Genomic DNA, 25,836 nt, shown 5'->3' on the forward strand with positions numbered 1-25,836 from the left:
GTCCTGACCGGCGGCGCGGTGGGCTCCTTCGGCATGGGCGGCGGCCTGCCCGCGCTCGGCGCCCGGGATGGGGGGCGCGCCCGGCTCCCCCTTCCTCGGTCCGTTGTTTTCCGTCTGTTTGCGTTGACTCTTGACTATGTCTGTTGGATTTGGTTCGCTTTCCCCCGCCCTGCGCAGGGTGCCCGTTCCTGTACCACCGTCCGCACCACCCCGACCGGACCCAGGAGACACGATGCGCAAGACGTGGGCCGCGTTACTCGCGGCCTCGCTGGCAGTGGCGCCGCTCGCCACCGTCCCCCTCACCAGCACCCCCGCCGCGGCCGCCGAGTCGGCCGGCGCCACGCTGGTCCCGACCCCGCCGATGGGCTGGAACGACTGGAACGCCTTCGGCTGCGACGTCGACGAGCAGCTCGTCGAGCAGACCGCCGACAGACTGGTCTCGGCCGGCCTGCGGGACGCCGGCTACCAGTACGTCAACATCGACGACTGCTGGATGACCAAGACCCGCGACGCCGAGGGCCGGCTCGTCCCGGACCCGGTCAAGTTCCCGCACGGGATCACCGGCGTGGCCGCCTACGTCCACGCCAAGGGCCTCAAGCTCGGCATCTACGAGAGCGCCGGCACGATGACCTGTGCGGGCTTCCCCGGCAGCCTGGGCCACGAGCAGCAGGACGCGAACGCGTTCGCCTCCTGGGGCGTCGACTACCTCAAGTACGACAACTGCTACAACCAGGGCGTGCCCTCGCAGCAGCGCTACCGCGCCATGGGCGACGCGCTGGCGAAGACCGGCCGCCCGATCGTCTACAGCCTCTGCAACTGGGGCCTGGACAGCGTCTGGACCTGGGGCCGTACGGTCGGCCAACTCTGGCGCACCACCGGGGACATCGACGCCTCGTTCGGCCGGATGCTGGACATCTTCCACGCCAACGCCAAGCTCGCCGACGCCGCGGGGCCGGGTGGCTGGAACGACCCGGACATGCTGGAGGTCGGCAACGGCATGACGGCGACCGAGGACCGCGCCCACTTCTCGCTGTGGGCGGAGATGGCCGCCCCGCTGATCGCCGGCACCGACCTGCGCAAGGCGAGCGCCGACACCCTCGCGATCTACGGCAACACCGAGGTCGTCTCCGTCGACCAGGACCGGCTGGGCAAGCAGGGGCGGCCGGTGAGCATGGCCGCCGGCCTGGACGTCCTGGCCAAGCCGCTCGCCGACGGCGGGGTCGCGGTCACCCTGTTCAACGAGAACCCGCAGCCCGCGGTGATATCGACCACAGCGGCCGCGATCGGCCTGCCGACGGCCAAGGGGTACCTGCTCCGGGACCTGTGGGCGCACACCACCGGCGAGACCGCCGGCGCGGTCAGCGCCACCGTGCCCGGCCACGGCGCCGTGATGTACAAGGTCACCCCGACCGACCATCCGGACGGGCAGCACCCGGACCTCGTCCTCGACACCAAGGTGCCCGACCTCATCCCGGGCGGCTCGGCCACCGTCACCACGACCTTCGCCGACAACGGCGCGCAGTCCGCGAACGACGTGGTGCTCGGACTGGACGCACCGGCCGGCTGGGCGGTGACGCCGCTTTCGGAGACCCGGTTCGGGCACGTGCCGCCCGGCGGCGGGGCCCAGGCCGCGTTCCGCGTCACCGCCCCGGCGCACCTGCCGACGCCGATCACCCGGGCCACCCTCACCGGCACCGCCACCGCGCACGGGCCGGGCGGCCCGCAGCGCGTCACCGCGCCCGCACCGGTCGTCCTGGCCGCACCCGTGCAGGCGCCGTTCCGGACCTTCACCGACACCACCGCCGTCTTCGGCGCCCAGGACGGGACGTTCGCCATCGACGGCGCGGGCGCCGACCTCTACTACGACGTCGACGAGTACAGCGCCGTCTACCGGCCGGGCGCCGAACACGACGGCTCCACCACCGTCGTGAAGATCACCGCGCAGGCGCCGACCAGCGACTGGGCCAAGGCCGGGATCATGGTCCGCGACGACATCACCCAGCCGGGCCGTTCGGCCGGGTACCTCGTCCTGGCCGAGGCCCCCGGCAAGGGCTACGTGCTGCAGTGGGACAGCGACGGCGACGGCAAGCTGGACTCCAACAGCGCTCCGGCGAACCAGGGTTCGGGCTCGGCGGCCTACCCGAGCTGGCTGAAGCTGGTCCGCGCCGGCTCGACATACACCGGCTACTGCTCCACCGACGGGACCACCTGGACGAAGGTCGGTCAGGCCAGCGTCCCGGGAGCGACCGCACGCCAGGACGTCGGTCTCTTCACCACCTCGCACAGCGCGGGCACCAGCGGCGAGGCCGACTTCACGGGCTTCACCCAGAGCTGACCGCGGGTCGTCGCCCGGTGTGCGGCGTCAGGGCTGGTACCCCGGCGCCGCACACCGGTCCGACGGGCTCCGAGCGGCGCCGGTCAGGACAGGACGGTCCAACTCTGCCCGGCAGCAGCCGGGTTGGCCGGATTGGTCATGCCCGGGGAGCCGGCCGTGGTTCCGGCGACGTCCAGTGTCAGACCGTTGCCGACGTTGGTGACGGTGAGCGCGCCGCTGCCGCTCTGGGTGACCTTCCACTTCTGCCAGGGGTTGCCGGGCGTGGCATTCAGCAGGTAGGCGCTGCCGACGCCGTTGCCGCCGGCGAGCACGGTGTGGGTCTGGGCCGCGGTGGCGCAGTTGTCACTGATCGTCACGGTGCCATCGGCGTCGGGCGTGAACATCCACTGCTGGGCGGTGTTGCCGCTCTGGTAGGCGTTGATGTCGGAGTTGCCGCCGACGGCCGCGGAGCAGCCGCCCTGGACTTCGAGCGCCTGGCCCCCGGTGCCGCCGGCGCCGAGCGCGTGGTACTTGCCGTCGCCCACGACGCCCGGCCGCCCGCCTCCGGTGCCACCGCCGGTGCCGGTGCCCGCGCCGGCGATGCGGTAGAGCGCGACGCCGTGCGCAGGGATCCAGTTGCCGCCGATGGTGCCGGTCGCGGTGCCGGTGGCGCCCGTCCACAGTTCCCGGTAGCCGTAGCCCGAGCCGGTCAGGCCGAGGTCGGCGAAGCCGGCACTGATCATGGCCCAGTTGTTCGGGTCCTGGTTGATCAGCGCCACGGCCAGGTCCCCGTTGGCGAGTTGGCGCTTGAGAACCACCGGGGCGACCGGGGAGGAGGGAGGGTTGCCGACCAGGGTGGCGGGCCTGGCGAGGCTGTCCTGATCGATGGCGATCATGTCGCGGTTCTTGAGGAGCGCGAGTGCGGAGGAGCTGATGCCGGTGGACCAGGTGTACCCGTTCGCGGTGTGCTGCGAGTCGGCGGCGGTGCGCAGGTCGGCGCCGGAGACGAGCGGGGCCGCCATCATCGAGAGCACGGACAGTTCGGTGCGCGACTCGTCGTCCGTGAAGGGCTTGTGGCCCTGGGAGGTGTCGGTCACGCCCCAGACGCCGTAGGTGTCCTGCCAGCCGGCGAACATCATGTCCAGGTCGTTCCAGCTGCCGGGGTGGACGTTGCCCGGGTACTTCAGCGCGGTCTGGAGCTGGCCGTTGTAGAGCACGCCGTCCAGTTCGCTGTCGCGGTCGCCGCCGATCCGGCACATGTTGGCGACCTGGCCGCACCAGATCCCGGTGGGCGAGTAGCCGGGCGCCTGGTGCGGCGGGGTGCCGGCGGCCGTGATCAGCGGATCGGTCCGGGCCGGATCGCCGGCGCCCAGCAGGGAGGGGATGCCGGTGTGCGCGGGCTGCGCGGACAGGCTCAGCGTGATCTTGGGCTTGCCCGCCGCGGCGGTCGCCGCGTCCAGGGCGCGCTGGAAGGCCTGGGTCCGGGCGTAGATGGACTGGGTGAGCTCCTTGCCCTCGCCCTGCGGGTAGTAGGCGTAGCCGTCGGGGCCGTAGATGGTGGGACCGTACGGGCAGTCGTCGTACTTGACGAAGTCGACGCCCCAGGAGACCAAGTCGGCGGCGTCGGTGGCCTCGTGGCCGAGGCTGCCGGGGTGGCCCTGGCAGGTGGTGTACGTGTCGGTGGCGTAGAGGCCGAACTTCATGCCCTTGCTGTGGGCGTACCAGGCCAGGTACTGGATCCCGTTGACCGTCCTGCCGTCGACGGTCTGCGCGGGGAACTGGTCGGGCGCGGGGAGCAGGTGGCCGCTGGTGGTGTCGTTCCCGCCTCCGTCGGCGCCGCTGACCGGAGTGCCGTTGGCGTCGTAGAGCTGCATGGCACCGTCGGCGGTCTTGGCGAAGTCCGTGGTCTGGCCGTCGCGGTGGCGCATCGACCATCCGTCGTCGACGGTGACGGTGTCGTACCCCGCCTGGACCAGGCCGTTGGCCGCCATGAAGTCGATGGTCTGCTTGACCTGGTTCTCGGTGACGTAGGCACCGATGCTGTTCCAGGAGTTCCAACCCATGGGCGGGGTCAGGGCGTTGCCGTTGCCGAGGGCGACGGCCGGGATGGCGGTGCCGAGTGCCGCGGCACTGAGGCCGGAGGCCGCGAGGGCGGTGACGGCGAGCAAGCCGACGAGCCGGTGTGGCGTTCTGCGCATGTGGGGGCTTCCCGGGTGGGTGAGTGCGCCGGGCCCGGGCCGCCGAGGGGCGCCGGCCGTGGCGCGGGTGGATGGGACCGGTGCCGACGATCTGTACCGGGACGTGCGGACGCGGCGACGTCGTTCGAACTGCGCATGGGGGCGCGACGACCGCAACGGGGAGCAGCCGTCTAAGCGACGGTGGTGCCATACGATATTGCACCCATCAGAACCCGACAAGACTCAACACAATGCGACTTCACCCGCAGGACAGCAGGCGCCCCGTCACTCCGCAGCAGTTGTTGTCCGTACGTCAACGCACCCCAACGCCGCCCACGACCTCACTCCGGAGACCTGTCGGCAAGCCGACCTCAACCGATGGCTCACCGACGACTCGGCCGCGGACGGCGGCGAGCAGGCTGCTGGGCGCTCAGGACGTGGGTGCGACGGCGACCCTCGGCGCCGTGCATGTCACCGCACCGCAGCACGCCGGGGCGGCGCCGAAACGTCGGGGCCTGCGGCTGGCGCGGCGGACGCGGCCCACGGCAGCGCATACCAGGAGAGCATGGCAAGAATGGCTGCACTCGGCAACTCGGCCACGTAGGCGAGCAGTTGCGCGAGCTGGTAGTCGGAGCCGCGATGTGCCGACCACAGGTCGAAGAACGCGTCCAGGCCCAGCAGGACGGCGGTGGCCGAGGCCGTCGGGCTGGTGGCCGGGTGGCGGCGACGCACCAGTCGGGCCAGCAGGAAGAGCGCCGCCACCTCCATGACGTCCAGCCACACCCAGGAGTTGGAGAGGTTTCGTGCGCCGAAGCGCCCCTTCACCGACATCGCGAGCACGACGATCCATGGCATCAGCAGGAAGCCCGCCGTACGGAACGCCATCGGCAGCCAGCGCCGGACAGCCCGCTCGCGGACTGCGATCCGCCTCCGAAAGGTGTGCGTCGGCATCGTCGGGTGCTTCTTCCTTCGCGGTGGTTGGGTTCCATGGTGTGTCGGCCGCCCGGCCTGCGGCCCCCTGGTCCCCAAGGCAACGGCCTAGGCTGTCCGGAAGAGAGATGGTACGGGGTACGGGGGGATGCGTTGCTCGGAGTGTTCGTCGGCGGGGTCGTCGTCGGCCTGCTGCTCGCCGGCGGCGCGGTGGGAGGGTTCCTGCTCGGCAGGGGGCACGGCGGGCGGGTCCAGGCGCAGAGCGTCGACACTGCCGGGGCGCAGCCGGTCCGATCGGCGCCGCCGGCGGAGCCGGTCCGGAGCGTGGTCGCCGAGGCGCGGCCGGTACGGTCGGCCCCGCCGGCCAAGCCGGTTGCGAAGAGGCTCGCGGTCGAGGTCGAGTTGGAGATCGACGGCTCAGCGAGGACCTCGGGCTGGCGGCGGTCGAGCGGTCCGAGACGGATGCCGACCCCGCCGAGCTCGCGGCCTTTCGCAAGGCCGAGGCGGCACTCAAGCTGGCGCATCGGATCAGGGAGAACAGCAGCCTGAGCGATCGGCAGCAGTCGATCACCTCGGTGCTGCGGCAAGGCCGCTCCGCCCTGGGGCGCTGACGGCCCGGCGGATGGAGCGGCGCGACGCCGCGGCCGTGATCGGAGAGCTGCGCGAGCAGCTGGCGGCCGTGCTGGTCGATCCCGGTGCGGCGCCCCTCGACCCCGCCGCGGCGGGTGAGTACCGCAGGCCCAGACCGCCCTCGACCGCGCCGCCGAGGCGGCCCGGGGCCTGGAGCCGGACCGGTTCAGGCCCCGAAGCGCGGGCTGGGGATCCCGCCCGGCCGGAGAGTGTTGCCGGGATCCGCTTCTCGTTTCCGGCCGGGGGGTTGTCGGGGCCGGTCCCGGTGGTCGGGGCCGGGCGCGATGGCCTCGGCCTTGCGCTGACGGCGCATCCACGCTGCCTGCCGGTAGGACCGGCGCAGTGCCCGCCCGGCGCCGGTGGAGTGGCTGCGGATCGACGCCCGGCGGCACGCGGCGCGGGGATCAGGACCGGAGCCACCAGGCACCGCGCCGCTTCGCCTCGGCGGCCGCGGTTCCGGCGGCGGCCCGCTCGCGCGCACCGTCACCCTCGGCGAAGACGCTCTCCCGGTCCAGCGAGGCCTGGGCCGCCGTCCACGCCGTCGCCCGGGCAGACTGGCCTCACACCGGGCCCACGGGTCAGCCGTCCAGTTTCGCGTACAGGCCACGGCCCGGGCGCTGCGCCCGGCCGGCCTTGGCCAGGCGCTCCAGCATGGTGCGGACCGCATTCACGTTGTCCGCCGACTCCTCGATCCCCAGCCGGACGGTCACCTCCCGGGCGCGCAGCGGGCCCTGAGCGTCGGCCAGCACGCCCAGCGCGCTCTCAGAGGTGGCACCGGTCGTTCGCCGCCCGGGCGCGGGCGCAGCCGTTTCGCTCTGCTGCGGGCCCGGCTGGACGCCGGTCCGCACCGGGCCGGTCCCCCGGGCCGCGACCGTCTTCTTCGCCGCGGTGCGAGGCCGCGCGCCCTCGGTGGCCTTCTTCGCCGCGGCCTTCTTCGCAGGTGCCGCCTTCTTCGCTGTGGTCTTCTTGGCCGGGCTCTTCTTGGCGGTGGTCTTCTTCGCCGTCTTCGTGGCCCTGTCCGTGCGCTTGGTGGCCTTCTCGGCCGGCTCCCGGCCCTGCTCCGGCACTGGCCGGGCTTCGGCCGAGGGCTGCTGCGGCCGGTCCTCGGCGGCGTCGTCCGCCTTTGCCGGGGTGCTGCCCACCGGCGTGGTGTCCTGCGAGGTCGGCGGTCCGGCCAGGGCCTGCAGGCTCTCGATGGCACTGCGTACGGCGTTCTCGCGCGCCACGGCGGCGGTCAGCTCGTCCTCCAGGCGCCGCCGCCGGGCCTCGACGTCGGGAAGTTCCGCCTGCAGCTGGGCGATGGTCTCACTGAAACGGTTTTCTGCCACGGTTCCTCGTCTCGTCCGCCCGCGCGAATGTCGCAGGGACTGTGCGATCTCTACCCCGCTGCCGCTCACCGCCACCACACTGCGACCTGCATCTTCGGAGCCGTCTTCTGCGGCGTCAACCCGCCGTTGCATTCCTGGAGCGCCATCGCGGCGACCGGCGGATACGCCTCAGCCCACGACGGCTCCGGCACGACGAGGCTCGGGCGGGCCGCCGAGGACGCGCCGGCCATCCACCGGGACCACCCAGTACTTGCCGTGGCCGGGGTGGTGGTCACAGAAACAGTCCGTAGGCACGTCGTCTCCCGCACTCCCCGGCGCGCCTGCCGGGGCGTGCGGCTGATCTTTCAGGATTCGCCGTCCCGAGTGCGCTGCCTGGTCGATGATGTGATCTGTCCGACGCCGGGATGACGGGGCCGGAGCCGGGGGAAGGGGACCGCTCGTGGAGATCGTCAGCAGCACCGGACTGGACGGCCTGCCCTGGCCGGAACTGCTCCCCGACCGAAGCCCCGTGCTGGTCTTCCCCGCGCACCCCGGACGCTTGCCCCTCCCCGAGGACGGCTGGGCCGGCTGCGACACCGCCCGTGCCCTCCCGGCCCCTCCGCAGCCCGGCTGGTCCGCCGTCATGACCGGCACCCGGCTGACCATCCACCGCCCGGGCGGTACGACGTGGTTCGACGGCGACATCACCGCCACCCGGGAATGGCACCGCCGCCTCCGCGACCAGCACACCCTCCTGCTGGTCACCGGCGCCTTCACCAGCGCCTTCGACCTCCGCCCAGCCGCCGCGGCCGGCCGACTCCTGCTGCTCGCCACCCCTGTCAGGCACGCCGACAGCCCTTGACCCTCGCGGCGTGCACCGCGAACGGGTGTCGGCTGATTCCGTGGCACCGGGACCCGGGCGGGCACGGCCTCCCTCGCGGCGACGAACCGGTGGGCGCACGGACGCTTCCGGGTCGCCCGGGCCCGGAGGACGCCGAGGAGACGTCGAGCCTCGTGGCAACGGCTGACATGCTGCCGGCCCGGTCTTCAAGGCGAGTCGCAAGCCAGCTCCGGTCGCCTGGCCGGCCGGCCTCGCCGCCACTGGAAGCAGCGCCTGATCCGGCCCTCGAAGATTTCTTTGAAACATCCTGCTGCCCTCACGACGTCATAGGGCGGATATCGCGAGGGGACAGGAGAGGACAGTGGGCAAAGCTCGACGGCGGGCGGCCATGGAGGAGGAGTTCGTCGCGTTCGCGACGGCCCGCTCCGGGCCGCTCTACCGGTCGGCGCACTTCCTGACCGGAGGCGACGCGCACCTGGCCGAGGACCTGGTGCAGGAGACCCTGGGCCAGATGTACGCGCAGTGGCACCGGCTGTACCGGCCGGGTTGGGCCGGTCGGATCGACAACGCGGCGGGATACGCGCAGACAGTGCTGGTCCGCGCGTTCCTGACGCACCAGCGCAGGCGCAGCAGTGGCGAGCGGCCCAGCCAGGTACTACCGGAGGTGTCTGCGCACGAGCGGGACGCGGCGCTGCGGATGGCGCTGCTCGGCGCCCTGGCCCAGCTGCCGCCGCGAGACAGGGCTGTGGTGGTGCTCCGGTACTGGGAGGACCGCAGCGTGCAGGAGACCGCGGTGATCCTCAAGGACAGTTCGTCGGCGGTCCGGACCAGGTGCACCCGGGCGCTGGCCCGGCTGCGGTCCCTGCTGGGGGCCGACCTGGCGGAGTTGGTGGCGCCGTGAGCGAACGGGACGAGTCGGTTGTGACGGACGGACCTTCGGTGATGGGAGAGATGAAGTGACCGGCGGGGACGAGGAATTCGAGACGCAGCTGAGCACGGTCTTCGGACGGGCCGGCGCCGACCTCGGAGCGGACCGGGCTGCCCGGCTGGTGGACGGCGGGCTTGAGAGCGGACGGCGGCGCAAGCGGGGACGGCGGCGGCGCACGGTGCTGCTGGCCGGCGCGCTGACGGTGGCCGTCGCAGCGGGGGCGAGCGCGCTGACCATCCCGTCCGCGGTGCCGGGACGGACCTCGGGGGCGCTGGCCACCGCCTCCTCGACGGGCGCGCCCGCGCCGCTCGACCACGGGGTGACCATCCTCCTGATCGGGCTGCGGTCGACCACCGACGCCCAGGGGCGACCAGCGCCCGCCGACCTCCGGCGCGGGGAGCTCCACGCCGGGGACGCCGACGTGGACGTCGCCGACACCATGGTGCTGGTGCACATCCCGGCCGGCGGCGGGGCAGTGCGTCAGCTGTCGATCCCCCGGGACGTACTGGTCGACGCGGGCGGCGGCAGGCAGACGACCGTCAACCAGGTCTACACGCAGGCCGAGACCACGGAACTGCCCCGGGTTCAGGGCCAGGGGATCTCCGGAGCCGAACTGCGCTGGCGGGGACGGGAGGCCGGGCGGGCCGCACTGATCCGGGCGGTCCAGGACCTGACGGGCGTGCCGGTGGACCACTTCGCGGAGGTCTCGATGACCGGGTTCTACCGGGTCGCACAGGCGGTCGGCGGGGTGCCGGTCTGCCTCAACCGCGCGGTGGACGACCCGTGGAGCGGGGCCAAGCTGCCCGCCGGGCGCTCGGAGCTCGGGCCCGCGCAGGCGCTGGCCTTCGTCCGGCAACGGCACGGGGTCGGCGACGGCTCGGACCTGGGACGGACCCGGCGCGCACAGGCCTTCCTCGCGGGGGTGCTGCAGAAGCTGCGCGACGGCGGCGTGGTGGAGGACGCCCGGAAGCTGGGGGCGCTGTACGACGCGTTGAAGGACGACCTGGTGGTCGACAAGGGGTGGAGCCCGGTGGACCTCGTCCGCCAGGTGCCCGCGCTCGCCCACGGGCAGGCGGCGGCCTCGACGCTGCCCGTGGTCCCGAAGGGGAACGCGCTGGTGGTCGAACCGGGCAGGGCCAAGGAGATCCTCACCGGCGAGGCCACGGGCAACAACGGCCCGGGCGACGAAGGCCCGAGCGCAGCCCCGACGGGGAACTCCGGGAAGCCCGGTAACGGAGTGCCCTGCGTCGACTGAGGGAGGGGAACACCACGGGCTGCGGCAGCGCCGCCTCGGCGGGATCGTGGTCGGATTCGTACCGCTCGGCGCGGTGGCGACGGTCCGGCCGTGCACGGGCGGCCACTCGACGCAGACGGCGGCCGCGGTGGCGGGTCCGGGGAGACGGCGCGGCGACGGCCGACGGACATCCGGCGGGGCCGCACTGACCCCACCGGTACCTCCACTTACGGCGCCCACCCACCACCGGCGCCGACATCGCAGCCGCCCACCGTCCCGGCTCTGCTCCTCCCGGCGGCGGACTGCGCCGGCAGGCAGGACGAGCAGAGGCCCGAGACCTGTCGGGTGCCCGGGCGGGACCCGGTGCCGATCGGTGGTCAGGTGTCCGCGGGCGGTTCCTGGCTGTGCCCGGAGCGGCGGAGTTGTTCGTTGAGGCGCAGGGCTTCCTCTAGTTGGTCTTCGAGGATGATGATGCGGCAGGCGGCCTCGATGGGGGTGCCCTGGTCGACGAGGTCGCGGGCGCGCATGGCGATGCGTAGTTGGTAGCGGGAGTAGCGGCGGTGTCCGCCGTCGGAGCGCAGTGGGGTGATGAGGCGGTGTTCGCCGAGGGCTCGCAGGAAGCCGGGGGTGGTGCCGGTCATCTCGGCGGCGCGGCCCATGGTGTAGGCGGGGTAGTCGTCGTCGTCGAGTTTGTCGGGTGTGTCGGGGCTGGTCGTTGTAGTCACTGCACCTTTCTGGTTCTCGGGGAGAACGCGTCGAGGGGCCCCGGCGCCGTGTGGCGGCTCCGGGGCCCCGAAGGGGAACAACACCATCTACCGGCCTGGGCCGGTTCTGTTACGTCCGCAGCGCCCCGGGTGAAGGGGATGCGGGGATCGCGTATGCGTGACCGGAAACCACCGTCCTTGCGTTGGGGTCTGCGGTGTCCGCCCGGGCGAGTGTTCACGGGCCGGGCGATCCTGATGGCGCTTGCACCCTCCGTTTCTCCGTTGAACTGACTGTCATCTTCACTACTGCTGGTACTGCACCTGCTGGACTGCTGGGTGGCCGTGACGGCCACCCGGTCCGGCAACCCAGCCCCGCCGGCCGTATCGGGCCCGCGGTGGGCTGGAAACCGCTGCTCGGACCCCTCGACACGCGCGCCGCAGTCATGACGCCTTTGCCGAGGTCCTGCGTGTCTTCGCGACTGCTGATACTGCAACCACTGAACTGCGTGGCAGCCCCTGATGCCTGCGGGCCGCCCGGTCCGGCAGTCAGTCCCGTCGCCGTCCTGCATCTGCCTGGCTCCGGGGCTCCACTGCCGGACCGAACCGCGATCTTCTGTCCAACAGCCCGGCCAGTTCGTGTCTGGCCGGTATCACCGACTGCTGCTCACGAGAAAAACGTTAGACCCGCCCGCGAGGAATGTCTACTCCGGCGAGCATAGATTTTGGACTATCCGGGAGCCAGGTAACCTACCGTCGCGCGGCGGCGGCACCCCCCGAGCCGCCGCCGCGCGCGGACGCGAGCAAGCAGCGCCGCGCAGGAGACGGAAGTGGAACACCTGGTGCCCACAGCACCTGGGACGGCCCTCAACGGACGAGCGTCCGGTCGACAGGTCGAAGAACGGGGTGCGTCGCGGTGTGCCAGTCGCCGAGAAGCGGTACGTCCGGCTCGGGCCGGCCGGCGGGCAGGGTGCGGGCCGGGGGTCAGCGCGGGCTGTACATCCGGTGGCGGATGTACAGCACGATGCAGGTGATCGCGCCGATCGCGCACACGGGCAGGCCCAGTCCGACCGCCATGGTCACACCGTCACTGACGTTCTGCGTGTCCTCGTCGGCGTGGCTCACGAGGTAGGCGACCAGCGAGACGCCCACCGCCAGGAACACCGCCGCCCCGGCGAGGAACCAGCCGCCCGCCCGTTCCTGCCACTCGTCCCCCTGCAGCCGGCGCGCCCGGGGACATTGCTCCACCACCGCGCGGCCCAGGCCGGAGGCTCCGGCGGTGTGCCCGTCGATGTGCAGACGGGCGCCGTCGTCGAGGGCGAGGCGGCAGCGGTAGTCTCAGGGGCACCCTCACCGCCGACGACGGGCCCGCACACTCACGCCAGGGCCGGTGCCCGGTGTCACCGCCGGGCGCAAGGATCGGCCCGGACCGCGGCAGACGGGCGATCTCACACCGTCGTCGGTGTGGCTCGCAGCCCGCCGAGCAATGCGGCCAGGTAGCGGTGCGCGGTGTCGATCCGGTCTGCGGGGGCGCTGCCGTGGACGTCTACGGCATACGCGATGCCGCACATGAGCGGGACCAGATCGGCTGCGGCCAGGTCGGGACGGACCGCCCCGGCCGCGCGGGCCCGGTCGAGGAGTGTGGTGCCCGTAGACCACAGGGACCCCTTGAGTTCCGCGGTGCGCGGCAGGGCGTCGACGGAAGCGGCGGCCACCGGCGCCACGGAGGCGTCGGTGACCTGCGCCTCGACGGTGCGGGTCAGGAAGCTCTCCAGCGCCCGCCAGGCGTCGGTGTCGGCCAGCGCCTGCCTGCCATGGGCGGCCAGGGCCTCCAGGCGGGGGGTGGCGACCGCCTCCAGGAGCGCCTCGGGCGTGGCGAAGTGGCGGTAGACGGTGCCGACTCCGAGTCCGGTGCGGCGGGCGACGTCGTTGAGCTGCAACGGCATGCCCTGGTCGACCAGCTCGCGGGCGACGGCCACGATCCGGTCCCAGTTCCGGGCCGCGTCCTTGCGCAGTGGTGTCGTCGCCATGGGGACATGCTAATCGGATAGCTCATCCGAATGGCCCCGTTGCCCGTGCCGGCCCGGACCCGACGGGTCAGGGCGCCACGAGGGGCGCGTGCTGCCGGCTGAGTCGGCGCACTGCTTCGACGAGGCGGGGGTCGGTGGCCGCGCGCGATGGCGCCGCCGGGCGTGCCATGGCGCCGATGACGACGCCGGTCCGGCCCGCCAGCGACTCGTCGGTGGCGGCGATGATGGAGGGCTTTGCGGCCTCGGACGCCGGGCCCGCAGTGGAGCGTTCGAACCTGCGGCGCACCAGCGGCCACAGCAGTCGCAGGGCCGGTGAGACGATCTTCGGGTCGGTCAGGGTGCCGTTGGTCATGTCGGTCGCGGCGCCGCCGGGGTCGGCGGCGAAGACCGAGACGCCCGTGCCGTCGAGCCGCGACGCCAGGTCGAGCGTGTAGGCGAGGTTCGCGAGCTTGGCGCGACCGTACCAGTGGAAACCGTAGTAGCCGCCGGGCGGCTCGACGGCGTCGAACACCCTCTTGGCGACACCGACCGCACCCGAGGTCACGTTCACGATCCTGCTCGGCGCACCGGCCGTGAGCGTGGGCAGCAGCAGTTCCGTCAGCAGGTACGGCGAAAGGTGGTTGACGACGAACGACGCCTCCACGCCGTCCAGCTCCTGTCGATCCGCGAACATCGCCCCGACGTTGTTCACCAGCACGGTCAGGGGTTCCCCGGAGGCGGCGTGGTCGTCGGCTATCCGGCCGGCGAGCGCGCGCACGCCGTCGAGCGAGCCGAGGTCGGCAGGCAGGAACCGGCCAGGGCGCGCCGGGTTCACCGCGTCGATCCGGTCGACCGCCCGGGCGCCCCGGTCGGCACTGCGCCCGACCACGGTGACCGAGAATCCGGCGGCAGCCAGCCCCAGAGCCGTCTCCAAGCCGATCCCGGCGGTCCCGGCCGTGACCACGGCTGTCTTCCCCATGCGTTCCTCCAGCCCCGCGATTCGGATAGGTCATCCGCTTAATGGCGACGGTAGCACAACCGGATGACCCATCCGGTTGTGCTGGCGGATGGGCCCCTGCCGCCCGCGACGAAGCCCCCGCGAGCACCAGACCCCGGAACCCCCGAGGAGCGCGGGAGCTACAGACAGGCAGGACCGCTGGCGACGATGGCCGTCCAGCCTCCGGCCGAAGCCGGGGCCGGACGCCACTTGTCGGCCGGCCGATCCTGGAGAGCCGGAGGCGAGCAGACGGCCAGCGGCCCTGGATCCACTACCGCTTGTGGCCGTTGCCGTGTCCGTCGGGATGCAGGACCACCTTGGTCCAGCCCTCGTCACGGGCATCGAAGTGCTCGTAGGCGGTGGGGGCGTCGTCCAGGCTGAGCTCGTGGGAGACCACGAAGCTCGGCGTCGCCTTCCCGGCGACGATCAGGTCCCGCAGCGCCCGGTTGTACTTCTTCACCGGAGCCTGCCCGGTTCCGACGTGCTGGCCCTTGAACCACATCAACCCGAAGTCGATCGGAACCTTGCCCTGGGCCTCCAGCTCACCCTGAGCCTCCGTACCGCCGGGATCCTGGGGCAGGAAGACGCCCACCACGCCGATGTTGCCCGTGAACCTGACCGAGTCGATCAGTCCGTTGAGCGCGAGGCTGGCGTCCTCGTGTCCCTGAGGGTCGTGGGCCTGGTAGCCGACGCATTCGCAGCCGTTGTCGGCGCCAAGGCCAAGGGTGGCCTCCTTGACGACTTCCGCCGGGTCCTGCTCGGCGGTGTTGATCGGGATGGCCCCGATCTCCTCGGCCTTGCGCAGCCGGTCGGGCTGGTGGTCGGCCGTCCAGACGCGTCCGGCGCCCCTGAGAAGTGCGGAGTAGGTCGCCATCAGCCCGACGGGACCGGCCCCGAAGACGATGGTCTGGTCGCCCGGTTTGACATGGGCCATCTCGGTGGCGTGATAGCCGGTCGGGAAGATGTCGGCGAGCATCACGTAGTCGGTCTGCCGCTCGGCGGCGTCCTCGCCCAGACGCAGCGCGTTGAAGTCGCCGTAGGGCACGCGCAGCAGCTCCGCCTGGCCGCCCTGGTAGGGGCCCATCTCGGCGAATCCGTAGGCGGCTCCCGCGAGGGCCGGTTCCGGCTGCATGGTCAGGCAGTAGTTGGTCAGACCCTGCTCGCACTGCTTGCAGAAGCCGCAGGCGATGTTGAAGGGCAGGACCACGTACTCGCCGACCTGCACCTTGCGGACGGCCGGGCCGACCTCCACCACCTGCCCCATGTTCTCGTGCCCCAGGGTGCGGCCGGACTCGAACGAGGTGCGGCCCTCGTACATGTGCAGGTCCGAACCGCAGATGTTGGTGGTAGTGATCTTGACGATGATGTCGCAGGGATGTTCGATCTTCGCGTCCGGTACGTCCTTCACTGTGACCGTTCGCGGTCCTTCATATACCGCTGCTTTCATGATGACTTCCCTTGCTGTCGCGGCACGACCGCGGCACGGCGATGACGAGTCGACGCAGAGGGCCTGACTCTCGGAAGGTGCTGCGCGGTCTCGTGGCTGCGGGTCCGGGGCCCCGGCCCGCCGGGCGCAGCTTCGGCAGACCCGCCCGCATAGCGTGCGGGTCCCCGTCGGCCTCCGACGCGAAACAGCCCTTCACCGATCGATCAGCCGATTTTCTTGTCCCGGGGCGGCCACCGATCAAGGGCGCTGCCTCGCCTCCATCCCCACGGTCGCCGAGAAGCGCGCGGCCGCCGAGCGGCGCGAGCGACAGGCGGCGGAGCGGCGGAAGCAGGACGATCCCTGGACTGCGGCGGCCCAGTCAGCCCTTGAAGGCGTCCTTGACGTGTTCGCCCGCCTGCTTGAGGTCGCCCTTGGCCTTGTCCGCCTTGCCCTCGGCCTGCAGGCGCTCGTTGCCGGTCACCTTGCCGACGCCTTCCTTGACCGCACCCTTGGCCTTGTCGGCGGTGTTCCCGATCTTGCCGCTGGCACTCATCGCGGCCTCCGCTTCGTCGGAACTTCGTCGGTCCGCCGACTGCCCGCGTCCGCCGGGAGTATTCCTCCGAATATGTGCCGTGGCGCGGGGCAGTCGGTTCGCTGACGCTGACTACGGAGGTCGACATGGTTCCCCTTCTGCTGGTGCTGCTGCTGGCTCTGCTCCTGTTCGGCGCGGGCTTCGCACTGAAGGCCCTTTGGTGGGTGGCGGTCGTGGTCCTGGTGGTCTGGCTGCTGGGCTTCGTGGCCCGTGGCACCGGCGCATCGGGCAACCGCGGCCGCTGGTACCGCTGGTAGGCCCCGGACGCCCCCCCGGGAAGACGACGTGGCGTGCACACCGGTGTGCATGCCACGCCGCCACGCCCACCACGTGCCGGGTGCGTGCCGCGCATGGATCCGCCCGCGGGGCACGCAGCCGGACGGCCGGGTGCACGGGGCCACTGGACGGGACGGCGTGCGCGGAACGCGGCCGACCACCGGCCCGTCCGCCTCACGGCCGCGAGCCGGCAGCTGCGCTTCCCGGGGGGCGTCACGGGGCAGACGGCGACCAGCGGTCAGCCCGACTGCTGACCGAACCAGCGACCGAGGAGCAGCCGTGGACGAGGCGCCCGCAGGCGTCAACCCCCGGGATCTGCCGCCGGCCAGGCGCGCGAGCGGACCACGGGCCCGGATCCAGACCACCAGGCGCAGACCACCGCGGGTGAAGTCGTGGTTCCGGGTGGGTTTCGCGCTCAGCACGGGGGCGCTGCTGGCGTGGCACGCGGTGGACGCTGTCGTCCAACTCACCTCCCTGCTCACGCTGCTGCTCCTCGCCGTGTTCATCGCGGTCAGTCTGGAACCCGTGGTCGCGTGGCTGGAGCACCGCGGCCTTCGCCGGCGCCGGTCCGTGGCCGTCGTGGTCCTCGGGCTGGCAGCGGTGCTGGCGGGCCTGCTCGCGGTGGTCATCCAGCCGGTCAGCGAGGAGGTGAGCGCGCTGGTCGACGCCGTCCCCGGCTGGCTCCAACAACTGCACGACCACCAGTCGACGCTCGGCCGGATCGAGGACCACTACCACCTGATCGAGCGGGCCAAGGTGCAGCTGGGGTCCGGCGGTTCGGCCTCCAGCCTCGTCGGTGGAGTGCTCGGCGCGGGCCGACTCCTGCTGAGTACCGTGACGGGCGCGGTGATCGTCATCAGCGTCACCTTGTACGTCATGGCGGCGCTCCCGGACATCAAGGCGTTCTGCTACCGGTTCGTCCCGCGCAGCCGTCGCCCGGGGGTCGAGGAGATCACCGAGGAGATCCTCAGCCGGACCGGCCGCTACATGCTGGGCAACGTGCTGACCTCCGCCGTCGCGGGCCTGGCGACCTTCGCCTGGTGCGCGGCCACCGGCGTTCCCTACTCGGGGGCGCTCGGGGTCTTCGTCGCCCTCATGGATCTGGTCCCCATGGTCGGTTCGACGATCGGAGGCGTCGTCGTCAGCCTGGTCGCCCTGTCGGTGTCCCTGCCGATCGCCTTGGCCACCGCTGGCTTCTACATCGCCTTCCGGCTCCTGGAGGACTACCTGATCATGCCTCGGGCGATGAAGTTCGTGGTCGACGTGCACCCGATCGTGACGGTGATCGCCGTCCTGCTGGGCGGCGCGCTCCTGGGTCTCGTCGGGGCCCTGGTCGCGGTCCCGGCGGCAGTCGCGCTGGGCTTGGTCCTGGACGAGTACGTCTTTCCCCGCATGGACGGCGCCTGAGAGCCGGGCACGAAGGACAAGGACGCACGGCTGGTGGATCGTTACCGGACCGGCGGCCCCGGCGGGGCGGGGGCGGCTGCGGCCCGCGAGCGGGTCGTTCGACTGCCCGGCGTCGCGGGCGCGGTGTGGTGCCGGCACTCCGGGTGGGAGCGATGGAGTCTTCCCTCGCTCTGCGACCGGACGTCCTTCGTGCGGCCGGCCCGCGCGGGGATTGTTCCGCGATCGCGGGGGCAGTCGTGCACTGGTTGGCGGCGCGACCGCCCTGGGAACGGGCGAGCGAAGGGCGGTTCGGGTGGCGGTTGTGAGGGAGAAGGCACCGGCACACGAGCAGGTGGCGGCCGGTGTGCCGGAACGCACCGGCTACCGGGTGAAGAGGTGGCTGCTCGGGCCGCCGCTGGTCACGGCGCAGCTGCGGGACGAGAAGCTGTCGAACCCGGTGGCGTTGGGGGTGCTCGCGCCGGATTGCATCAGTTCCAGCGCGTACGGGACCGAGCAGATGCTGACGCAGCTGGTGCCGGTGGCGGGGGTGGCGGGCTTCGCCCTGGTGATGCCGGTGACCGGGGTCATCCTGGCGCTGCTGGTCCTGCTCACGCTGTCCTACCGCGACGTGGTCATGACCTATACCCGTGCGGGTGGTTCGTACGTAGTGGCGCGGGAGAACTTCGGACCGCGCGTCGCGCAGGTCGCGGCAGTGGCGCTGCTGATCGACTACATCGTGACGGTGGCGGTGCAGACCGCGGCAGGGACGGACGCGGTGGCCTCCATGCTGCAACTGCTCTTCCACACGGACATCGGCCCGGACAAGCTGTGGGTGACCCTGGGTGTGGTGTGCCTGCTGTGCTACGGCAACCTGCGGGGCATCCGGGAGGCGGGCCGGGCGTTCTCGGTGCCGACCTACCTGTTCGTCCTCGCCGCTGGCCTGACCGTCGTCGTGGGCCTGGTCCGGCTGGCCACGGGCAGCCTGCCGCGTCTGGGCGACACGGACCTGCACGCGGCCGGGGCGGTGCCGGTCGGCACCCCTGGCGGGGGGATGGTGGCGGGTGTCTCGCTGTTCGTCCTGATGCGGGCCTTCGCCAACGGCGGGTCCTCGCTGACGGGCCTGGAGGCGATCTCGAACGGCGTGGGCGCCTTCCGGCCGCCGCAGGGCGCCAACGCCCGCCGCACCCTGGTGATCATGAGCGCCACCCTCGGCACCCTGGTCCTGGGGATCTCCACCCTCGCCTGGCAGACCCATGCGGTCCCCTTCACGTCCGGCAGCCCCACCGTGCTGGCGCAGGAGGCGCACCTCGTCTTCGGACAGAGCGGCTTCGGCCAGATCATGTTCGCGCTGGTCCAGGTGGCCACGGCGTTGATCCTGTACACCGGGGCGAACACCTCCTTCAACGGGTTCCCGTTCCTGGCCAGCTTCGTCGCGGAGGACGCCTTCCTGCCCCGCCGGCTCACCCTGCGAGGCCACCGCCTCGCGTTCTCCAACGGGATCCTGGTGCTCGCCGCCGTGTCCCTGGGGCTGCTTCTCGTGACCGGCGGAAACGTCACCAGGCTCGTCTCGCTCTACGCCATCGGCGTGTTCACCGGCTTCGTCATGGCCACCGCAGGCCTGACCAGGTACCACTGGCGACGTCGCGAGAAGCACCGCACGATCAAGACCCTCGTCAACGCGGCGGCCGCGACCGCCTCGGCCGCCGTGGTCGTCGTCTTCGCCGTCACCAAGTTCACCGAAGGCGCCTGGGCCGTGGTCGTCGTCTTCCCGATCGGGGTGTGGGCCCTCATCCGGACCAACGAGCGCTACCGCGCGGAGAGCGCCGTCCTGAACGCGGCGCCCGCCACGGCGACGACCGCCACCCGGTCGCGCAACGTCGTCCTCCTCCTCGTCGACCGCCTGGACCTGGCCGTCATCACCGCCCTGCGCTACGCGCACACCCTGCGGCCCGCCGACCTCCGGGCCGTCCACATCGCGCTCGACAGCGCACACGCCGGGCGACTCCAGCGCGCGTGGCAGGACAGCCAGGCCGCGGACATCCCCCTCGACGTGGTGGACTGTCCGGACCGGCGGCTGCACCGGGCCATCGCCGGCCTCGCCTCCCGGACGAGCACCGACGGCCGTACCGAGGTCACCGTGTTGATCCCGCGCCGCGCCTACGGGCCCCTCGTGGGACGGCTCCTGCACGCCCGCAGCGGCGACGCGATCGCGCACGCCCTCAGCCGGCTCCCGCACGTCGCCGCCACCATCGTGCCTTTCGACGTCTCCGCGGCCCTCAGGGAGCACCAGTGCCAAGCGGCCGTCCGCGCAGCCGGGCGGGAAGGCGAAGGAGGAACGACCGTCGACTCCGAACCCTCGCCGGCAAGGTGAGGCATCGCACGGCCGACGCCGACCGCGCCGCGGCGGCCCCGGGCCGACCGCTACCGCTGACGCCGGCCGCCAGGCCTGCGCGATGATCCATCCGTCGGCTCTCGCTTCGCATCCGCCGCCACCGCACCCTCCCGGTGCCGCTGCGGGCTGACCCCCCGTACGCGCTTGAACGCCGTGCTGAAAGCGAAGGGGGTGCTGTACCCGACCTTGCGGGCCACCGCCGCGACGGTGGCGTCCGGTTCGCGCAGAAGGTCGGCCGCCAGGGCCAGCCGCCAGCTGGTCAGGTAGGACATGGGCGGTTCGCCGACGAGTTCGGTGAAGCGGCGGCCGAGCGCCGCGCGGGAGACCCCGGTCTGCGCGGCGAGCGACGCCACGGTCCAGGGGTGGGCCGGGTCGTCGTGCAGGAGGTTCAGGGCCGGCCCGACAACCGGGTCGCTCCGGGCGGCGTACCAGCCGGGCGTGCCGGCCTCCGGCCGGGAGAGCCAGGCCCGCAGCACCGCGATGAGCAACAGGTCCAGGAGGCGGTCGAGGACGATCTCCTGGCCGGGCTGATCGAGGACGACCTCCTCGGACAGCAGCGCGGGCAACGAGCTGTGCCAGGCGTCCCTCGGCAGGTGCAGGACGTGCGGCAGGGCGGTCAGCAGACGGCGGCTGACCTCGCCGCCCATCTGGTAGGTGCCGCTGATGAGTACGGCGGGGCCGTGCGGGTCGTGGCCCCAGGTCCGGACGCCGAGGTCCATCTCCTCGCACAGTTCACCGTTCGGGCCGGTGGAGACCTGGCCGGGCTGGATGACGATGCGGGGCGCGGTGGCGGGGTCGTCGGCGACGGTGTACGGCTCCGGGCCGCGTACCACCGCGATGTCGCCGGGCCGCAGGCGCACGGCCGGTTCGGCGTCGGGCACCACCCATGCCCCGCCGCTGACCAGGTACATCAGCGTCAACGGCGCACGGTCGGCGATCCGCAGCGACCAGGGCGGACTGAGGATCGAGCGCAGCAGGAAGGCGCCGCGGGCGCGAGGGCCGTCCAGCAGGGTCGCCAGTGGATCCATGCGCTCAGCCTAGGTGTGGACGATGGCGTATGGCGATGAGCTTTTCGCCGATGGTCCGGCACCGGCCGTGCGGCTGTACTGACAGGCATGACACCGGATCCGCGAGCAACCGTCCCCCTTCACCCGCTCACGTGCCATCAGGAACCCCCCCGCACAGGGAACGCGGACGGGAGCGCCACGGCGCGCGCAGCGGACCATCCGCACCACCGGGCGCCTGGTCTCCTGTCCCGGGGGCGTCAGGGGTGTCCACCGCAGTGGGGCACTCCCGCCGCGCGGAATCCGACAGCTCAACCGCGAAACGACTGGGGAGTATTCGTGAACGGTGACATCCGCGGCCTCGTCCTGCTCGCCGCGACGGTCCTCACCGGTTTGATGGCCGGGATCTACTTCGCGTTCTCCGTCGCGGTGATGCCAGGGCTCGGGCAGTCGGACGACCGTACGTTCGTCGAGGCGATGCAGCGCATCAACGTGGCGATCCAGAACGGCTGGTTCGGCCTGGCCTTCGGCGGTGCGCTGGTGTTCGGCCTGGTCGCCGCGTTCCAGCATCGGCACGGTGAGGGCCGCCCCGCCCTTCCGTGGATCGTTGCCGGAGTCGTGCTCTATGTGATCTCCCTGCTGATCACGATGGGCCTCAGTGTGCCGCTCAACAATCAGTTGGCGGCGGCCGGCTCCTCGGGCGGGATCCACGATCTCGCCGCCGTTCGTGCGCGGTTCGAGGCGACGTGGGTGCACTGGAACGTTGCTCGCACCCTGGTGACCACCGCATCGGTGGTCTGCCTCGCCTGGGCGATACGTGTCGCCCGCGGTACGGGCCGGGCGTGAGTGGCGTACGGCCGGGAGCCACCGAGACCCAGCCCGGCCCGGTCACTGCCGACGCCGTGCACGGCCCCCAGGCCGCGTACGACGGACCTTACGCTGGCGGGGGAGAGAGGCCGACGGTTCGGGGCCGCACCGGCGCGTGAGAGGATGCGCGCGATCTTGGGGCTACGGAGGGGGTTGTCCGGTGCGTGTGCGTGCTGTCGCGCTGGTTGCGGGGGTCGCAGTGGGGCTGGGGCTGGCGGGGTGTTCCGGCGTGCGGTCGGGGGGAGGGGCCCCCGCCTCCGCAGGGCCCGTGCCGCCGCGACTGGCCGCCGGTCTGCTGACGTCCGCTCAGCTTCCGGCCGGCTTCAAGCTGCTGCCCGACGTTCCCCGCTCCCCCGCTCCTCGCGCCCCGATCATGTCAATGCCGTGCTCGGACCTGGTGACGGACAGCTTCCTGGCCACCCACACACAGGTCCTGGACGAGGCATGGGTCAGCCTGGAGCGGCCGCCCACCGACCCCCACAACCTCGCCGACGGCTGGTACGGCGAGGAGACGCTCGACCGCTACGGACCGGGCCAGACGGCCGCCGTCATGACCGCCATACGCGGCGCGGCGCAGCGCTGTGCCTCCTACTCCGACGTGCTTCCTCTCGGCGGTCCCGCGACGCACAACACCGTCTCGACGGAGGATCCGGGCGTGCCGGCGGACGACGGCCTGGTACTGCGGATCACCGTCACCTCCGCGGACGACACACAGCCGTGGGTCATCGAGCGGGCGTTCGTCCGGGAAGGCGATGTGCTGCTGACAGTGGACAAGTTGATCGAGCAGGCACCCGTGGTCGGGGTGGAAGCCGTCCTGCCGGCCGCCGTGGCGGCCTACCGCGCGGGCAGTGGTCGGTGACCGAGAGCACCGCTGGCGCCACGACTTGCGCCGAGCGGCGGCGCTTCTCGCGGCTTCTGTACTTGGCCTGGCCTGCCAGGGCTCGCTCATCCCGCGGCACAGAGACAGGTGCACCCGGCGCCCCGACGACAACCCGCAACCCCCACGGAAAGAGCGAAAGGCACAAGACCGTCCACGCGGCGGCGCCGACAGCTTTGAACCACTGCTGCCGGGATCTCGCAGGACAGACCCGTCTTCGCGCCGGGTCCAACCACCCCCGCGACGCGAAGCTCCTCGGTGGCCGGATGCGGCTCACATGTGGTCGAGGTCGAGGCGGGCCAGCTCCGTCCGGGAGGAGATGCCGAGCTTCGGGAACGCCTTGTACAGGTGCTGCCCGATGGTGCGCGGGCTGAGCAGCAGGTGCGCGGCGATGTCGCGGTTGGTGGCTCCGGTGGCGGCCAGACGGACGACCTGCAGTTCCTGGGCGGTGAGGGCTGTGCCGGGGTCGGTACGGGGCCGGGTGGGTGTCGTCTCGCCGGCGGCGCGCAGTTCGGCGGCCGCCCGGTCGGCCCAGGGGCGGGCGCCGAGGCGGTCGAAGGCCTCCTGGGCCGCGCGCAGGTGGGGGCGGGCCGGTGCCTTGCGGCGGCGGCGGCGCAGCCATTCGCCGTAGGCGAGCTGCGTCCTGGCCTGCTCGTACGGCTGGGCCGCCGACTGGTGCAGTTCCAGTGCCCGGGTGAAGTGCTCCTCGGAGTCGTTCAGCAGCCCGTGGCAGCGGGCGAGCAGCGCGCCCGCCCAGGGTTCGCCCGAGAGGGTCGCCCAGCGTTCGAACAGCGCCACCGACTCCCGTGCCGATTCCGGTGTGCCGAGCCGCACGGCGGCCTCGACCTCGTCGACAACGATACGGGTGGCGAAGTGCGAGGACCCGCGGCGGCGGGTCTGGAGGCGGTCGAGGGCCGCCCGGGCGCGGCCCTGAGTCAGGTCGAGCATGGCGAGCGCCCAGGTCGCCTGCAGGTCCGTCACCGGTACCTGGTGGACGAGCGCGAACCTGACGCCGGGCTCGGCCAGGGCCCGGCAGCGCTCCTCGTCCCCCTCGACGGCGGCGAGCCAGGCGAGCATGCCGCGCAGTCCGGTGGTCGGATAGGCCTGTCCGACATCCTGTGCGATCTGGAGGCCCTGCTCGGCGTTGCTGCGTGCGTCCCGGTGGCGTCCGGTCAGGATCTGGCTGTAGGCGAGCTGGTCGAGGGCGACGGGGAGCAGCCGGATCCGACCCTCCGAACGGCATCTGTCGAGCATGGCCGCAGAGAGTTCGACCACGTGGCCGAGGCGGCCGGCGACGAAGGCGGGATGGGCGGTGAGCAGCTGCCCCTCGACGTCGGACGGTGCCGCCTGCCGGAGGTGGTCGCTCACCAGCGGGTAGCCGGACTCCAGTTCGCCGCCGTGGAGGAGGGCGAGCCCGCGGGTGACGTCGGCGAGGCCGCCCTCTGCGGGGCGCGGGAGTGCGTCGAGCTGCCGCGCCACCTCTGCGGTCAGCGCGGCTTCACCTGTGGTCCAGACGCCGCGCGAGGCGACCGCGAGCATCCTGGCGGCCGTGTACGGATCGGTCTCGGCCACTTCGGCCGCCGCGTCGAGGAGGATGCGGGCCGCCTGTCGCGGCGAGCCCTGGTCGTACACCGCCGCCGCCCTGACCTCGGCGAGCCGGGCAAGCGTCCTCGGCTCGTCGGTCAGCTGCGCGGCGCGCTCGCTCAGCTCCCCCGCTCGGCCGGACTGGCCGGCCTCACTGGCCGCCACCGCGGCGGCCGCGAGCCGCCGGGCCGCGCGCCCCTGGTCGATGCTGAGCTGCGCGGAGCGCTCGTAGGCCGTCGCCATGGCGGCATAGCCGAGGCGGGCGCCGGCCCGCTCGGCCGACCGTTCCAGGGCGTCGGCGACCCGCTCGTCCGGCCCGAGCGCTGCCAGGGCCAGGTGCCAGGCCCGCCGGTCGCCGCTGACCGATCCGGCCAGGGCGCGGTGGATCGCGCGGCGCTGCGAGGAGGACACTCTGTGGTAGGCGGCGGAGCGCAGCAGCGGATGCCGGAAGCGGATGGTGCCGCCGGTGACCCGGACGAGTCCGGCCTGCTCGGCAGGCTCCAGCGCGTCGGCGGGGACGCCCAGGGTCTCGGCGGCGGCCAGTACGCTGCCCAGTGCGCCGATGTCCTCGGCGGCGGCGACCGCGAGCATCCTCCTGCCGGGCTCCGGCAGTCTGCGGATCTGCCCGGCGAAGGCTTCCAGGAGCCGGTCGGTGAGCGGGAGCGGTCCGGCTGCCGGCTCCCACTCGCCCGTGCTGGCGGCCTTCGACAGCTCGGTGAGGGCCAGGGGATTTCCCGCTGCCTCGGCGAGCACCTGTTCCCGCAGGTGAGCGGGGAGTTCGACGCTCAGCAGGAGTTCGGCGTCCGCGCGGGCCAGTCCGCCGAGACGCAGCTCCGGCAGGCCGGCGGTGGGCAACGGGTCCTCCTCCTCACGGACGGCGATCAGAACGGTGACCCCCTCCGAGCGCAGTCGCCGCGCGGCGAACACCAGTGCGGCGGCGGAGGCCTGGTCCAGCCACTGGGCGTCGTCGATGAGCACCAGCAGCGGGCGGTCCTCGGCCAGTTCCGACCAGAGGGTGAGGGTGGCCAGTCCGACCAGGAGCCGGTCGGTCCGCACCGCCGGGGCGAGGCCGAACGCGCCGCGCAGCGCCGCCACTTGCGGTCCGGGCAGGTCGGCGAGCCGGTCGAGCGCCGGGCGAAGAAGCAACTGCAGGGCAGCAAAGGGAAGTTCGACCTCAGTCTCGACGCCGGCGCCGCGTAGGACGAACGCCCCGTCTGCGGCCTGCGCGGCGTACTCCAGGAGGGACGACTTGCCCATTCCGGGTTCGCCCCTGATCACCAGGACGCCGCTGGTCCGGGCTCTGGCGTCGGACAGCAGCGCCTCGATCGCCCGGACTTCCTGGTCCCGCCCCTGCAACATCGCAC

Annotated in this window: 20 protein-coding genes; 9 read left to right on the plus strand and 11 right to left on the minus strand. The window is 72.4% G+C overall.

The window, feature by feature from the left end; genetic code table 11:
* The first annotated feature begins 232 nt into the window (after positions 1 to 232).
* Complete coding sequence (locus ACFV1W_RS23975) at positions 233 to 2,335, plus strand: NEW3 domain-containing protein (protein WP_380419273.1); 2,103 nt, start codon at positions 233 to 235, stop codon at positions 2,333 to 2,335.
* Positions 2,336 to 2,418: 83 nt separating this feature from the next.
* Here ACFV1W_RS23975 and ACFV1W_RS23980 read toward each other — a convergent pair whose 3' ends face one another.
* From ACFV1W_RS23980 to ACFV1W_RS23990, 3 genes are all read right to left on the minus strand, one after another.
* The gene (locus tag ACFV1W_RS23980; protein WP_380419274.1) at positions 2,419 to 4,512 is read right to left on the minus strand and encodes an alpha-galactosidase; all 2,094 of its coding nucleotides are present in this window, start codon (positions 4,510 to 4,512) and stop codon (positions 2,419 to 2,421) included.
* Positions 4,513 to 4,962: 450 nt separating this feature from the next.
* Positions 4,963 to 5,442, minus strand: a complete 480-nt coding sequence (locus ACFV1W_RS23985) for a hypothetical protein (protein ID WP_380419275.1) — start codon at positions 5,440 to 5,442, stop codon at positions 4,963 to 4,965.
* A gap of 1,187 nt (positions 5,443 to 6,629) precedes the next feature.
* On the minus strand, positions 6,630 to 7,379 hold the full coding sequence (locus ACFV1W_RS23990; RefSeq protein ID WP_380419276.1) for a hypothetical protein: 750 nt from the start codon (positions 7,377 to 7,379) through the stop codon (positions 6,630 to 6,632).
* A gap of 439 nt (positions 7,380 to 7,818) precedes the next feature.
* Between ACFV1W_RS23990 and ACFV1W_RS23995 the strand changes: the two genes are divergently transcribed.
* The 3 genes from ACFV1W_RS23995 to ACFV1W_RS24005 all read left to right on the plus strand — a co-directional run bounded on the left by ACFV1W_RS23995 (position 7,819) and on the right by ACFV1W_RS24005 (position 10,382).
* Positions 7,819 to 8,220 (plus strand): hypothetical protein, encoded by a 402-nt coding sequence (locus ACFV1W_RS23995; protein WP_380419277.1) that lies wholly within the window; start codon positions 7,819 to 7,821, stop codon positions 8,218 to 8,220.
* 367 nt (positions 8,221 to 8,587) lie between these two features.
* Positions 8,588 to 9,100 (plus strand): SigE family RNA polymerase sigma factor, encoded by a 513-nt coding sequence (locus ACFV1W_RS24000; RefSeq protein ID WP_380419326.1) that lies wholly within the window; start codon positions 8,588 to 8,590, stop codon positions 9,098 to 9,100.
* A 55-nt stretch (positions 9,101 to 9,155) separates the two neighbouring features.
* On the plus strand, positions 9,156 to 10,382 hold the full coding sequence (locus ACFV1W_RS24005) for an LCP family protein (RefSeq protein ID WP_380419278.1): 1,227 nt from the start codon (positions 9,156 to 9,158) through the stop codon (positions 10,380 to 10,382).
* Between the two features lie 356 nt (positions 10,383 to 10,738).
* Here the strand turns inward: ACFV1W_RS24005 and ACFV1W_RS24010 are convergent, their stop codons facing one another.
* From ACFV1W_RS24010 to ACFV1W_RS24035, 6 genes are all read right to left on the minus strand, one after another.
* Entirely contained in the window at positions 10,739 to 11,020 is a 282-nt protein-coding gene (locus ACFV1W_RS24010; protein WP_380419327.1) for a MerR family transcriptional regulator, read from the minus strand.
* A gap of 1,026 nt (positions 11,021 to 12,046) precedes the next feature.
* A complete protein-coding gene (locus ACFV1W_RS24015; RefSeq protein WP_380419279.1) occupies positions 12,047 to 12,313 on the minus strand; it encodes a hypothetical protein in 267 nt (88 codons plus the stop codon).
* Positions 12,314 to 12,510: 197 nt separating this feature from the next.
* Positions 12,511 to 13,092 carry a TetR/AcrR family transcriptional regulator gene (locus tag ACFV1W_RS24020; RefSeq protein ID WP_380419280.1) on the minus strand — a complete coding sequence of 194 codons (582 nt, stop codon included), beginning with the start codon at positions 13,090 to 13,092 and terminating at the stop codon, positions 12,511 to 12,513.
* 67 nt (positions 13,093 to 13,159) lie between these two features.
* The gene (locus ACFV1W_RS24025; RefSeq protein WP_380419281.1) at positions 13,160 to 14,050 is read right to left on the minus strand and encodes an SDR family NAD(P)-dependent oxidoreductase; all 891 of its coding nucleotides are present in this window, start codon (positions 14,048 to 14,050) and stop codon (positions 13,160 to 13,162) included.
* Positions 14,051 to 14,339: 289 nt separating this feature from the next.
* Entirely contained in the window at positions 14,340 to 15,515 is a 1,176-nt protein-coding gene (locus ACFV1W_RS24030; RefSeq protein ID WP_380419282.1) for a glutathione-independent formaldehyde dehydrogenase, read from the minus strand.
* A 358-nt stretch (positions 15,516 to 15,873) separates the two neighbouring features.
* Positions 15,874 to 16,047 (minus strand): CsbD family protein, encoded by a 174-nt coding sequence (locus tag ACFV1W_RS24035; protein ID WP_380419283.1) that lies wholly within the window; start codon positions 16,045 to 16,047, stop codon positions 15,874 to 15,876.
* Positions 16,048 to 16,172: 125 nt separating this feature from the next.
* Between ACFV1W_RS24035 and ACFV1W_RS24040 the strand changes: the two genes are divergently transcribed.
* From ACFV1W_RS24040 to ACFV1W_RS24050, 3 genes are all read left to right on the plus strand, one after another.
* Positions 16,173 to 16,343, plus strand: coding sequence for a hydrophobic protein (locus tag ACFV1W_RS24040; protein ID WP_380419284.1), 171 nt, complete (start codon positions 16,173 to 16,175; stop codon positions 16,341 to 16,343).
* 298 nt (positions 16,344 to 16,641) lie between these two features.
* Positions 16,642 to 17,769 (plus strand): AI-2E family transporter, encoded by a 1,128-nt coding sequence (locus ACFV1W_RS24045; RefSeq protein WP_380419285.1) that lies wholly within the window; start codon positions 16,642 to 16,644, stop codon positions 17,767 to 17,769.
* Between the two features lie 301 nt (positions 17,770 to 18,070).
* The gene (locus tag ACFV1W_RS24050; RefSeq protein WP_380419286.1) at positions 18,071 to 20,119 is read left to right on the plus strand and encodes an APC family permease; all 2,049 of its coding nucleotides are present in this window, start codon (positions 18,071 to 18,073) and stop codon (positions 20,117 to 20,119) included.
* A 50-nt stretch (positions 20,120 to 20,169) separates the two neighbouring features.
* Here the strand turns inward: ACFV1W_RS24050 and ACFV1W_RS24055 are convergent, their stop codons facing one another.
* Positions 20,170 to 21,168 carry an AraC family transcriptional regulator gene (locus ACFV1W_RS24055; protein ID WP_380419287.1) on the minus strand — a complete coding sequence of 333 codons (999 nt, stop codon included), beginning with the start codon at positions 21,166 to 21,168 and terminating at the stop codon, positions 20,170 to 20,172.
* Positions 21,169 to 21,483: 315 nt separating this feature from the next.
* On the opposite strand from ACFV1W_RS24055, the gene ACFV1W_RS24060 reads away from it, so the two are divergent.
* Entirely contained in the window at positions 21,484 to 21,990 is a 507-nt protein-coding gene (locus ACFV1W_RS24060) for a DUF1772 domain-containing protein (RefSeq protein ID WP_380419288.1), read from the plus strand.
* Positions 21,991 to 22,390: 400 nt separating this feature from the next.
* On the plus strand, positions 22,391 to 22,870 hold the full coding sequence (locus tag ACFV1W_RS24065; protein ID WP_380419289.1) for a hypothetical protein: 480 nt from the start codon (positions 22,391 to 22,393) through the stop codon (positions 22,868 to 22,870).
* A gap of 291 nt (positions 22,871 to 23,161) precedes the next feature.
* On the opposite strand, the gene ACFV1W_RS24070 is transcribed toward ACFV1W_RS24065, so the two are convergent.
* Positions 23,162 to 25,831 (minus strand): helix-turn-helix transcriptional regulator, encoded by a 2,670-nt coding sequence (locus tag ACFV1W_RS24070; protein ID WP_380419290.1) that lies wholly within the window; start codon positions 25,829 to 25,831, stop codon positions 23,162 to 23,164.
* Positions 25,832 to 25,836: the final 5 nt, after the last annotated feature.

The sequence above is a fragment of the Kitasatospora sp. NPDC059648 genome (assembly GCF_042734825.1).
Taxonomy (GTDB): Bacteria; Actinomycetota; Actinomycetes; order Streptomycetales; family Streptomycetaceae; genus Kitasatospora.

Excerpts from the sequence above, each read along its gene's own strand:
- ACFV1W_RS23975 (WP_380419273.1), top strand. The coding sequence starts at position 233 with ATGCGCAAGACGTGGGCCGCGTTACTCGCGGCCTCGCTGGCAGTGGCG.
- ACFV1W_RS23980 (WP_380419274.1), bottom strand. The coding sequence starts at position 4,512 with ATGCGCAGAACGCCACACCGGCTCGTCGGCTTGCTCGCCGTCACCGCC.
- ACFV1W_RS23985 (WP_380419275.1), bottom strand. The coding sequence starts at position 5,442 with ATGCCGACGCACACCTTTCGGAGGCGGATCGCAGTCCGCGAGCGGGCT.
- ACFV1W_RS24000 (WP_380419326.1), top strand. The coding sequence starts at position 8,588 with ATGGAGGAGGAGTTCGTCGCGTTCGCGACGGCCCGCTCCGGGCCGCTC.
- ACFV1W_RS24010 (WP_380419327.1), bottom strand. The coding sequence starts at position 11,020 with ATGGGCCGCGCCGCCGAGATGACCGGCACCACCCCCGGCTTCCTGCGA.
- ACFV1W_RS24020 (WP_380419280.1), bottom strand. The coding sequence starts at position 13,092 with ATGGCGACGACACCACTGCGCAAGGACGCGGCCCGGAACTGGGACCGG.
- ACFV1W_RS24025 (WP_380419281.1), bottom strand. The coding sequence starts at position 14,050 with ATGGGGAAGACAGCCGTGGTCACGGCCGGGACCGCCGGGATCGGCTTG.
- ACFV1W_RS24030 (WP_380419282.1), bottom strand. The coding sequence starts at position 15,515 with ATGAAAGCAGCGGTATATGAAGGACCGCGAACGGTCACAGTGAAGGAC.
- ACFV1W_RS24035 (WP_380419283.1), bottom strand. The coding sequence starts at position 16,047 with ATGAGTGCCAGCGGCAAGATCGGGAACACCGCCGACAAGGCCAAGGGT.
- ACFV1W_RS24040 (WP_380419284.1), top strand. The coding sequence starts at position 16,173 with ATGGTTCCCCTTCTGCTGGTGCTGCTGCTGGCTCTGCTCCTGTTCGGC.
- ACFV1W_RS24055 (WP_380419287.1), bottom strand. The coding sequence starts at position 21,168 with ATGGATCCACTGGCGACCCTGCTGGACGGCCCTCGCGCCCGCGGCGCC.
- ACFV1W_RS24065 (WP_380419289.1), top strand. The coding sequence starts at position 22,391 with ATGCCGTGCTCGGACCTGGTGACGGACAGCTTCCTGGCCACCCACACA.
- ACFV1W_RS24070 (WP_380419290.1), bottom strand. The coding sequence starts at position 25,831 with ATGTTGCAGGGGCGGGACCAGGAAGTCCGGGCGATCGAGGCGCTGCTG.